The sequence below is a fragment of the Coprococcus sp. AM100_B19A genome (assembly GCF_027662015.1).
GTDB lineage: Bacteria > Bacillota > Clostridia > Lachnospirales > Lachnospiraceae > Allocoprococcus > Allocoprococcus comes.
Genome location: NZ_JAQDKN010000019.1, coordinates 43155 through 54274 on the forward strand (window position 1 = coordinate 43155; position 11120 = coordinate 54274).

Annotated in this window: 14 protein-coding genes and 2 pseudogenes; 1 reads left to right on the forward strand and 15 read right to left on the reverse strand. The window is 38.8% G+C overall.

Going from position 1 to position 11120, the window contains the following annotated elements:
* Positions 1–227: 227 nt before the first annotated feature.
* The 5 genes and pseudogenes from PGQ33_RS14900 to PGQ33_RS14920 all read right to left on the reverse strand — a co-directional run.
* A pseudogene (locus tag PGQ33_RS14900) lies at positions 228–479 on the reverse strand (flavodoxin); the annotation flags it as partial.
* Between the two features lie 126 nt (positions 480–605).
* Entirely contained in the window at positions 606–1484 is an 879-nt protein-coding gene (locus PGQ33_RS14905) for a LysR family transcriptional regulator (protein WP_270205988.1), read from the reverse strand.
* Positions 1485–1560: 76 nt separating this feature from the next.
* On the reverse strand, positions 1561–1731 hold the full coding sequence (locus PGQ33_RS14910) for a hypothetical protein (RefSeq protein WP_270205989.1): 171 nt from the start codon (positions 1729–1731) through the stop codon (positions 1561–1563).
* A gap of 74 nt (positions 1732–1805) precedes the next feature.
* Complete coding sequence (locus PGQ33_RS14915; protein ID WP_044998576.1) at positions 1806–2840, reverse strand: alcohol dehydrogenase; 1035 nt, start codon at positions 2838–2840, stop codon at positions 1806–1808.
* Between the two features lie 55 nt (positions 2841–2895).
* On the reverse strand, positions 2896–3639 hold the full coding sequence (locus PGQ33_RS14920) for a TraX family protein (protein WP_008369111.1): 744 nt from the start codon (positions 3637–3639) through the stop codon (positions 2896–2898).
* Positions 3640–3848: 209 nt separating this feature from the next.
* Here PGQ33_RS14920 and PGQ33_RS14925 point away from each other — a divergent pair, with 209 nt between their 5' ends.
* Positions 3849–4799, forward strand: a complete 951-nt coding sequence (locus PGQ33_RS14925) for a helix-turn-helix domain-containing protein (protein ID WP_270205990.1) — start codon at positions 3849–3851, stop codon at positions 4797–4799.
* 85 nt (positions 4800–4884) lie between these two features.
* On the opposite strand, the gene PGQ33_RS14930 is transcribed toward PGQ33_RS14925, so the two are convergent.
* The 10 genes and pseudogenes from PGQ33_RS14930 to PGQ33_RS14970 all read right to left on the reverse strand — a co-directional run.
* Complete coding sequence (locus PGQ33_RS14930) at positions 4885–5583, reverse strand: cytidylate kinase-like family protein (RefSeq protein ID WP_270205991.1); 699 nt, start codon at positions 5581–5583, stop codon at positions 4885–4887.
* Complete coding sequence (locus tag PGQ33_RS17070; protein ID WP_334294811.1) at positions 5499–5687, reverse strand: class I SAM-dependent methyltransferase; 189 nt, start codon at positions 5685–5687, stop codon at positions 5499–5501. Before PGQ33_RS17070 ends, PGQ33_RS14930 begins: the two co-directional genes overlap by 85 nt.
* Complete coding sequence (locus tag PGQ33_RS14935) at positions 5662–6363, reverse strand: transglutaminase-like domain-containing protein (protein WP_015527132.1); 702 nt, start codon at positions 6361–6363, stop codon at positions 5662–5664. Before PGQ33_RS14935 ends, PGQ33_RS17070 begins: the two co-directional genes overlap by 26 nt.
* Positions 6353–7021 (reverse strand): class I SAM-dependent methyltransferase, encoded by a 669-nt coding sequence (locus PGQ33_RS14940; RefSeq protein ID WP_270205992.1) that lies wholly within the window; start codon positions 7019–7021, stop codon positions 6353–6355. Before PGQ33_RS14940 ends, PGQ33_RS14935 begins: the two co-directional genes overlap by 11 nt.
* 13 nt (positions 7022–7034) lie before the next feature.
* Positions 7035–7946, reverse strand: coding sequence for a ketopantoate reductase family protein (locus PGQ33_RS14945; protein ID WP_117834902.1), 912 nt, complete (start codon positions 7944–7946; stop codon positions 7035–7037).
* Positions 7947–7965: 19 nt separating this feature from the next.
* Positions 7966–8748 carry a ZIP family metal transporter gene (locus PGQ33_RS14950; RefSeq protein ID WP_270205993.1) on the reverse strand — a complete coding sequence of 261 codons (783 nt, stop codon included), beginning with the start codon at positions 8746–8748 and terminating at the stop codon, positions 7966–7968.
* A 482-nt stretch (positions 8749–9230) separates the two neighbouring features.
* Positions 9231–10097, reverse strand: coding sequence for a TrmH family RNA methyltransferase (locus PGQ33_RS14955; RefSeq protein WP_008369093.1), 867 nt, complete (start codon positions 10095–10097; stop codon positions 9231–9233).
* A gap of 44 nt (positions 10098–10141) precedes the next feature.
* The gene (locus PGQ33_RS14960) at positions 10142–10417 is read right to left on the reverse strand and encodes a hypothetical protein (RefSeq protein ID WP_270205995.1); all 276 of its coding nucleotides are present in this window, start codon (positions 10415–10417) and stop codon (positions 10142–10144) included.
* A pseudogene (locus tag PGQ33_RS14965) lies at positions 10393–10668 on the reverse strand (response regulator transcription factor); the annotation flags it as partial. The gene PGQ33_RS14960 and the pseudogene PGQ33_RS14965, both read right to left, overlap by 25 nt.
* Positions 10647–11120, reverse strand: a 474-nt coding sequence (locus PGQ33_RS14970) for a phospholipase D-like domain-containing protein (protein WP_270205994.1), incomplete at its 5' end; no start/stop codon positions are given. The pseudogene PGQ33_RS14965 and the gene PGQ33_RS14970, both read right to left, overlap by 22 nt.

An 11120-nucleotide genomic window follows, 5' to 3' on the forward strand; every position in this document is an offset into this window, starting at 1 on the left:
AATATAAAAGTGACAGGGAATTCAGATTCTTATCTTCTGTCACTCATGTAATTATTATTCTATTTTAAATTTAATGAATTTACCCATTCTTGAATTTCTTTTTCAATGTTATTTTCTATATAAACGTCATACACATTTTTCCACATTATCTGTGTATACTGTTATTTTCAACCCCATAATTATAACTTGGTACACGCTATACACTACTATAAACTGTACTCCATTTTAGGGAATCCCAGAAGGATCTCGTCATAAGAACTCATATCCATCTCTTTTTTCATAATCGCCGGTCTATATTTTTTATCACTCATTTCCACACTGCTTCTGGATTTTTTATTCATCCAGTCAAGATCAAGCTTTGTATATGGAACTTTCGGCTCAATCTCAAACAAATCCGCTTTTGCTTCCTCTGCGATCATCTGTGCTACTTTTTTTGTTGTTCCGCTTGCACTGAAAAATGCCACTAATTTTTTACTCATAATAAAAAGCCCCTTTCTATACGTATTTTTCACAAAAAAATAGATGTATAAGATTTACATTCATCTTACACATCTATTTTAAGCTCTATCGCTTCATTATGTCTAATGCTTATATTGAATTTTGTTTTATGCCTGAAAAGCATTAATCTCCTCGATCATTTTACGGACTGCCAAAGAATATGGGATATTCCGTCGCCAGGCAATCACCGTACTGGTCGTGATTTCAGGAGAAATTCTTCGCTGTACAAGAATATCCTCTCGCCAATACTTTGCAGCACCCTCAATTGAAATTGGATACCCCAATCCATTTGCCGCCATAACTCCGGCATTCGTTCCAAGATTACTCGTAAAAGCAATCTGTAATTTTGAAAAGTCTTTCCCAAACCAGTTGGCAAGTTCACTTTGAACGTTCATTCTTTCCGGCAGGATCAAGGGCTTTCCAATAAGATCTTCTTTTTTTATAAACTCTTTTTCTGCCAGTGGATCATCCGGCCGCATTCCGACACACCAGTGATCGCAATCTGTAATTCTGATATAATCCAGCCCTTCGGTGTCCACCGGCTCCATGAATAATGCAATATCTACAAGTCCTTTGTTCATCATCTCATACACTGCATCTGCTGTTGCAGTATGCAATACAATCTGAACCAGCGGATATTTTTCTTTATATGTTTTACATATCTTCGCCAATGTCTCCACTGCTGCAAATTCACCGCATCCAATGGTTATCGTGCCCTCTACAACCTCTTCTTTTCCTTTCAGTTCCTCAAGCGTCCTTTCCTCAAGATTAAGAATCTCCAAGGCACGCCTTTTTAATAAAATTCCTTCATCAGTGAGCGATATTTTCTTCCCGTTTCGAATAAATAATGTTATTCCCAGGTCCTCTTCAAATGCCGCCATTTGTCTGGATAGCGTTGGCTGGGTAATATGCAATTGTTCTGCTGCTCTTGTAAAGCTCTGTTCTTTTGCTACTGTTAAAAAATAGCGTAATAATCTTAATTCCATATCTTTATATTCCTACAAATTTTTCTTGTAACCATTCTATCATATTGCATCCCAGGCATCATCTATATCTTTACCTTTAATAATAAATCGCACACAAATCAATTATATCAAGAAGTAAATTATACTGCTTCTTTGCTGTATCGTACATTTCATGATTCGTCGGTGCGTTCTGTGAACACAACGTTGCTTCCGAAAGTTTTGATGGTGCTGAATGATATAACATCAAGTCTTCTACATGAATTTTCATTCTATTTCTGATATATCAAATTCAACCGCTTTCATTAAAATCTTACTCTGTGGCATCTTTTATTTCTATTATATTTAACATTCTACCGCCACCTTGATCACGCCGTTCCTCTTATTTTCAAAAAGTTCATAGGCTTCTTCGATTCTGCTAAGTGGATAGGTGTGTGTGATCAGTGGTTCCGTGTTGATCTTACCTTCCGCGATCAGTCTCAGCGTTTCTTCACAATCACAACCGTCTACTCCTCCTGTTTTAAAAGTCAGATTCTTTCCATACATATCCGGCAGAGGTAACGTCTGGGCTTTATCGTAAAGTGCCACCACCGTCACGATTGCATTTGGTCTTGCGCATTCCCATGCAAGACGGAAAGTAGATTCTGCTCCTGCAACTTCAAGAACAACATCCGCTCCACCATGCTCGCTGTTTGCCTGAACAAAATCAAAACATTCTTCCGGCGAAACTGTAAGAACTTCCGGATAATGTTCCCTGATAAAGTGCATACGCTTTTCGTCTTTTTCACACATGATGATCCGCTTCGGATTTTTCAGCATAACAGACAATAAGGTACAGATACCTGTAGGACCGGCTCCAATGATCAGCACCGTGTCATCCTCAGTGATCTCGGAAATACGTGCTGCCCAGTAACCGGTGGCAAGTACATCTCCTACAAATAACGCCTGTCTGTCCGTAACTTTATCCGGAATCTTATTCAGCCCCTGATCTGCAAATGGTACACGGACATATTCTGCCTGACCGCCATCGATACGGCATCCAAGAGCCCAGCCGCCATTTTCATCGGTACAGTTATTCACATAACCTTTCTTGCAGAAAAAACATTCTCCACAAAAAGTTTCTACATTTACCGTCACCCGGTCTCCTGGCTTCACATTCTTCACAGCAGTTCCGACTTCTTCCACAATTCCAACCATCTCATGACCGACTGTAATCCCCGGCACTGCCCGTGGAACGCTTCCATGCTTAATGTGCAGGTCACTGGAACAAATGCTGGCAAGTGTCACCTTTACAATGGCATCTCTTTCATGCATCAGCACAGGCTTTGGCTTTTCCATTAATTCAAATTTTCCTTTTGAAACATAAGTATAAGTCTGCATTCTTTTCCCCATCACTTTCTATAATAATTTATCAAGAATTTCCGCTGCTGATCTATTACCGAATACGCCATTGCCAAATAACAACCAAGATAAGAAGGTGCACCGGATAAAACGCATAACAGAAATACTTGAACCACTTGCTATGGTACCCCTGCTCTCCATGATATAACCAGATTGGAATCAGTGCCAGCAGTGCAAAGCTCTGCTGTGCAATCTCAAAATGATGTCCCAGAATCGTTACCGGATAATACAGATTTCCCAGCATAACTACATTCAAATAATACAGCCCGACAAGCTGTGCCGCAAAAGAAATCCAGGTTTTCTTGCGAAAAAAATAAAAAAGCAATACCGTCAGTATTCCTGCAGCATTGTAATCTACCATGGTTATGGTTCCAAGCAGAAAATCCATCAAAAGCACGAGGCAAACCACAAAAAACGATATCCATTTCTTTTGTTTCTTCTTTGCCTTTTCAATGATCTGTATCGATAACACCCCTAACAAAAAGGTCCATAGTACATTTTGATGAAACGGGTAAAATACAGAACTTCCCATAATCAGGTTAAATGGTATTTCTGAAATTATGGCAAATAGAAAAAGACGCAGCATGTATTTTTTCACATTCGAAGTATAATAGCATCCTTCTGCGATCATAAATGCGAAAATCGGAAAAGCAAGTCTTCCTACGCATGTCATCCATTCCTGTGCTGGAAATAGTGTCGCCCACAAATGATCACATAACATAAATAGCATTGCCAGAATATGTAGTGTAAACGAATCAATTCCTCTTTTTTTCTCCATAGGTTCTTCTCCATCTATCCAGGCATAGATATCTGCCTTTTATTCTTTTCATTATATTATGGAGCATTATCCAACGTCAATCAACTCTTGCGTCCTAATCTATCACTAATTCAGCCAGAACTCAAATACTCAACGCATTCTACTCATAAGGGGTGTTCATTTCTTATAATTTATATTATGCTTAGATTAAACAGAAGGGAGTGAATTATATGGATTTAATCAAAATCGGAAAATATATTGCAGAAAAAAGAAAAGCTCTTGGACTGACGCAGAAGCAATTGGCAGAAAAACTGAATATGAGTGACAAATCGGTTTCTAAATGGGAACGAGGCATATGCCTGCCGGACGTGTCAATTTATATGGAATTGTGCAGCATACTTAGAATCAGCATTAATGAATTTCTTGCAGGTGAAGATATCGGTGCTGAAAATGTAATTGAAAAATCAGACAGCAATCTTATTCAGATTACAAAAGAGAATAAAAAGAAACAAAAAAATTTAAAAACAATTCTTGCTGTAGTAACTGTTTTTGCAGTAATTGTCTCTGCGATCCTTGGCACTTTATTCTTTCACAAACTGATACAGCCAAAAAATTATATTACCGCAGTTGATCAGACAAGTCCTGAGATGAAAACAGCAGAATTATTATCCGGAACAGACGGCGCATATCTTTTTCATTATTTTACAAAAGATGAATTTAAAACACTCACCATTTATGTATCTGAATATCAGTCTGGGACACTGATCAGTAAAAGTAACGTGGCTGATTTAGACTATGACGGAATCGATTCCCCTTCCAGAGGCGTCATTGCTGTTGTGCCGGATTTTGAATCTTTTAAGGTAAAATTAATTGTAGCAGATGATTATGCAAAATATTCTACGGATTTTCCTATTTTAGAAAATATAGAAAACAGAGAATATTATGGCAGAAGTGCAAGCCAGATAAAAGGGGAGATTCCGATTCAGATTCATTCAGCTTCGACAATAGAAGGCAAGACTGCTATCCCTTCAGACTCTGAGCAGGGATTAATGGCTCTAATCTATGGAAAAGACGGGCTGTCAGGGATTCCTATCACGGAAATGGAAAAAGGAATCGTTGGTGTGGAAAATGATTATGTATATTATCTTTCCTTCCAATTTGGGGGTAATCAAAGTTTTTGAGGGGATGTCTTTTTGAGGGTTTAGATTGACGATTCCTTAAGGGTCTATATCATTGACAACAAATATTATAAGGCTTTCTGTATTTTTACAGTTTCATAGCACTGCGGATGCAGTTCTCAATAAATTCTTCTCCAAAATCTGTATTCAGGCTGAGATCAAAGTTTCCGGCTGCATCCCACATACGTCGGGTGTAATAGCGATAGTTATCTGCACGCAGTTTTTCATTTTTCTGAACCGTAGCTTTGGCTTCTCCCTCAGAGATATTCTGTCTCTGTGCCACTCTTCTAATTCTGCTCACAAGAGGTGCTGAAAAAAATACTTTCAAACAGTTTCCGGAATTTCTGAGAACGTAATCTGCACAACGGCCTACTATCACGCAATTGCCTTTTTTCGCAAGATTGCGTACAACCTGGCATTCTGCCTCGAAAATTTTATCCTTCGGCGCTTCATCCTGTCTGTCTGTATTCAGATACATCTGATTGACCAGATCATAAAGAAGGCTGTTTGTCATGATCTCCTCGTTTTTCTTAACGAATTCCGGTGTGTATCCGGTGGTCCCTGCTGTCTGTTCTTTTGCTTCGTTCTTGTTTTCTGCAGATACGCTTTCCGGGAAAATCATATCTTTCAGGAATGCAAGTTTCTTACCGATGAGTCTGGCGATAAAGCCTACCAGAAGGGCAGCAATAACAGTACCTTCTCTTATACCAGCCAGTCTGTCCGTTGCGATTTTCCCCTGATATAAAAGCAGGCAATGAAATTGCCGCCCGGTTTCAAAACACGCCATATTTCATGAAATGCTTTTTGCTTGTCCGGAAATGCATGAAAACCATTCATACGGACAACGGTATCTAAAAGCTTAAAACTATCGTTCTCTGATCTTTCTGACATTACGATTCATGAGGTGTCTTCCAATATGTCTATAAGCAAATGCTTTAAAGGCTGAAATTTCTTGATGATGTTCCTTCAATAGTTCATCTGGACAATCATAAACACCAAAATCCTGATTGATTCCCTCGCTCTGAATATAAGTATTGTTCCTATCAAACTCAATAATGAGATTTCTGAAATCCTTGACTGCTACTCCATAACCGCAAAATGCACCTGTACATTCCGAATTTTGTTCCTGTAACTTCTTTATGTAGGTTTTATCCAAAATGAAAGCTTCCAGTTCGTACCACTGATTTTCGAAATTAATTTCTACCCAGCTATGGAAAATACTTTTTGGAGCATTACGGTAAACAAACCCGGTCATAGCCCCTTTCTGCAATCTTTTATCAATCGTAAAACCATGTACTCTGCATGGAATATTGCAGGCACGTAAAAGTGCCATAAATAAAGTTCCTTTTGTATTACATTGTCCATAACCATCTGCAAGTACTTTTGAAGCTGAAATTCCGTCATCAATATTATATCCAAATAAAACATCATCTCTTACATAGTTGTAGATTGCCTTAATCCTTTCAAATTCACCCATTTCCTTCCATTTCATATTTTGAATAAGTTTTTGAATTGCCGGATTAGAAAAATCAACCATTCGTGTTTCCCTAAGATACTTATCTTTCATTTCCTATCGCCTTTCCCATAGGTTTTCTCACGACACAATGCATTCGCATACCTTTACGAATTTCAAATTTTTCTACTTTTAATCCTGCTTTTTTGCAACATTTTATGACCACATCTCTTGTTGGCACTTGGACATCTCCATGTCCGCATATATTTGCCAACGGCATTTCCAATGTATTCATTAGCCATACCAATACTTTATTGTCACTGGTCACATCTCTCAGTATCAATCTTCCATTTGGGCGAAGACATCTTTTCACACTGTCAAAAAATGCCTGTGGATCCGGATAATGATGGAAGCTCATAGAACAAATAATTGCATCAAATGAATCCTTTTCAAAAGGAAAGTTCTCACAGTCTCCTACAACAAATGTTGCATTTGAAATATTTTTCTTTTTTGCCTGTTCAATCATGGCAGGAGTCAGATCCAGTCCTGTATAATGTCGTTCTGGATATTTTTCTGCTAATAAAGAAATCATCGGAGCAGGTCCGCAGCCTGCATCCAATAAATCTCTAAATGGCTCCTTCTCTAATTCTTCCAGAATATCCGGATAATCCTTCTTGCACATTTCGTAAATACCAGCATGGCTACTTTCATATCTTCCTGCTGCTTTTGTAAATTCTTTAATTGACAATTTTTTATATTCTTCATTTTTCATGCTTTTTCTCCAATCACAGTACCTTTTTCGCCTTGCATCCGCATTTCTTCATTCTTTTCATATAAGCATAAAACTGCTTATGCAATTCCCTCATTTCATCTGGTGCCTTCATAGCATGTTGATACATAAATTTATCTCCAAAACTACTTCCAAATGTAACTGCCAGCATAATCGTCAGAAATGACAATGGCAAAAAGCGAAAAATATTCATTTTCCATGGTGACAGTTTACCCTTTTGTTTTCGCAAAAAGTTAAAATTTCTTTTCAGCCTTTCCGCTGTTTTCCTCATAATTTTCCATTCTTTTTCCACTTTCTCTGGATCGTCTGATTCATAATACGCATCTGCAATCGGTACCACCATAGCAAGATGACAAAGCTGCCATAGATGCATATCCGTTACTTTCTGGTATGGTATATGAGCATGCCTCAATATCTCTGAAAACTGCTTAGTTCTTTCGGATTTATTTCCTGATATTTCTGCAAATGTTGTCGGCTGAATCAACCTTGGAGTGAGTGCTGCATCAAGGATACCATCATCATTTATACTTCCGCCTGCTCCTGGAAAAGCCGGTAATATTCTCCCTTTTCCAACAATGTTTTCCCATTTATTGTAACTGTCCAGTGAATTTATCATTGTAACAATCGTATTACTTTTATTATTTTTCAATTCAGTAAGTGCTTCATACAGCTGGTTTTCCCGGACAGTAAGCAAGACAAAATCATAAATATCATCGTTTGGTAGTTCTCCAAGAATCCTAATTTCTGCCTTTATTACTTCCTGATTTTTCTTATATAGCAATCCATTATTTCTTAAAGCCTCAAATCTTTTTCCTCTGGCATAAATACTTGTATCATAACCGGCTTCTGCAAATAAAGCTGCATACAAGGAGCCGATCACACCCGCACCATAAATCAATATTCTCATAAGAATCATTCCTCTCCTCTTACCCCAGTGCCACATCCAAGATCATCATCAAACTAAATCCAAGTGCGAAGAAAAGCGTACCGATATTCGAGTTCTGTCCCTGAGACATTTCCGGAATTAGTTCTTCAACCACGACATATAACATGGCTCCTGCTGCAAAGCTGAGTAAATATGGTAATGCCGGGATTACCAGCTGTGCGACAAAAATCGTCATTACTGCTCCAATCGGTTCAACGACTCCTGAAAGTACACCTCCCAGAAATGCCTTTCTCTTACTTTCACCCTCTGCCCTAAGCGGCATGGATATAATCGCTCCTTCTGGAAAATTCTGGATAGCAATTCCAAGTGATAAAGCAAGTGCACTTGTTGCTGTAATCTGTGCATTTTCAGCAAGAAATCCAGCATACATTACACCAATTGCCATACCTTCAGGGATGTTATGTAATGTAACTGCCAACACCATCATCGTAGTACGGCCAAGTTTGCTTTTCGGTCCCTCTGCCTGATCACTTCCAACATGAAGATGCGGAATCAAATGATCAAGTGCGAGTAAAAACAATATACCAATCCAGAACCCAGCAACTGCAGGAACAAACGATAAAGTTCCCATATTCTCAGATTGTTTAATTGCCGGAATCAGAAGACTCCAGATTGAAGCCGCAACCATTATACCTGCTGCAAACCCTGCAAGTGCACGTTGCAGTAACTTGCTAAGTGTTTTTCTCATAAAAAACACGCATGCTGCACCTAGCGTTGTTCCAACAAACGGAATCAGTATACCTTCAAAAATATTTATTCGCATTATATTTTCCTTCCATATATGCTCGAAAAAATTCATTGGCAAAAATAATTATCTTCAGCGGTATAGTATTAGTTCTATAGCTTATTGATTATATTGCCTAATACCTAATATATGTTATTCTATAATCTTTCATACTTTCATCGTGTTAGTTTTAACTAACCGTCTAGTATAAAGAAAACCGTGTAAAAAGCAAACTGTAATTTTACACGATTTTCTTATGCTTAAGTATATCACTTACGTAATCATATAACAATATATTTCTTTCAACAATTTACAAAACTGGGCGGTGGAATTTACTCTTTCACACAATAATGTTATGGTTGTATCTCCTTCTGACAGCAGTACTGTAAAAATATCATATCTTCCAAAGGTGTAAATTCTACGTTTTTGCATTCGACTCTACGATTGCTGCATCAATCTTCTGAAAACGTTCTGTCAAATCTCTTTCCTCCTTCGTGTCATCTGATACAATACGGTTACCATTACAGAATTATTTTCCCAAGCTGCCAGAATGCCACCGCACTCGCCGCTGCCACATTCAGCGAATCAACGCCATGTGTCATCGGAATTTTAACCGTATAATCACATAACGCTATTGTCTCGTTTTCCAGTCCTTCACCTTCATTTCCAAGAATAACTGCCAACTTTTCTTCCTTCATCAGTTCCGAATCATCGATGCTGACCGAATCATCAGTCAGCGCAAGTGCTGCCGTCTTATAGCCAAGCTTTTTCAATTCTGCAATCGCCTGTTTTGGCCAGATTACTTCCCGCTTGCACCGCATTTCATTGCTATCCCGGATAAATGTCCACGGAATCTGAAATACGGTTCCCATACTCACCCTGGAAGCCCGTCTGTAAAGCGGATCACTGCATCCCGGACTCAGAAGTACCGCCTCCATATTAAGAGCCGCTGCAGACCGGAAAATTGCTCCTACATTTGTCGGATTCTGCACATTTTCAAGAATCGCGATTCTGTTTATCCCATCACACAGATCCTGAAATTTTCGAAGCGGTTTCCGTCTCATTGCGCAAAGCATTCCTCTGGTCAGTTTGAAGCCTGTCAATTTAGTCAGCACCTCAAAATCCGCTGTAAAAATCGATACTTTCGTATCATCAAATCTGTTCATAATCTGACTTGTTTCTTCATTCTCTTCCATCTGCTTCTTTTCAACAAGAACAGACAGTGGCTCATAACCCGCATCCAATGCTCTGCCGATCACCTTCGGACTTTCCGCAATGAACATTCCCTCTTCTGGGTGATCTTTATTCAGAAGCCGTGCTTCTGTGTACCTGGCATAAATATCCAATTCCGGCGCATTAAAGTCTTTGATTTCTATTACATTCAGCATTTCTTTTCCCCTGTTTTCATCCGTATATTTAATCTGATCACCTTTTACAGACCTTCGCGATACACCTTATTGATCGTTGCCTGCGCATGTTCCAATTCTTTTTTCTGGATAATTGCATTCCGATCGCTTAGAATTGCCAGCATCTCATCCACCACATCTTCCGGTCGCGGATCTGATATGCGGTACAGATAGCCGAGCATTCTTGTTGCTGTATAATCTGTGTTCATCTGTTTATAAGCAATTTCCCTGCAAAGGCTGTCCGGATAGCCTTTCTGTTGCAGTGCTTTGTATAGTTCATCATAAGTACCGGTATCTGATATCCTGCTGAACGGAGTTCCGACACCAGTTCATAACCATCCATAACCGGCATCATAATATCGGAAATGATCAGATCAATATACTCTTTATCCAATATTTCTAATGCCAGTGCTCCATCCGATGCACTTTTGACCTGATATCCATTCTTCTCAAGCACTTTTTGGAATAGCTGGCTTAATTCTTTATCATCTTCTACAATCAATATTTGAAACACGTTTTCCTTCCTCCTTATTAAAACAGATACCTTGCCCATCCAAGCAGATGCTGTACCAAAAGTACGTTTCTCTGACGCTTCTTTGTCAATTCAATTGGCTCTACATGATACGGATCACGATAGGTTCCATCTTCCAATACCTGTCGGGACACTCTTTCATATTCCATCATGCCTTCTTCCAACTGTTTATTAATCTCTTTGCTACGTATTACAAGCATCAGTTCCGTATCCAGATACGTGCTTCTCATATCCATGTTAAAGGAACCTATTACGGATAGATCATCATCAATCAGGATGCTTTTTCCGTGGTAAGAATAGCCGCCTTCATACTCCCAGATATCAATTCCTGTATTTAAAATTCTGTTTCTGTTTCTCGCATAATCAGCAGAACCAAACGGATTTCCATTGTTGGCAACCGAATTGGTCATGATAGAAAAATCCGGAACTCTCTCCGCAATCTCTTTCCATGTATTATACATCATATCATTGCA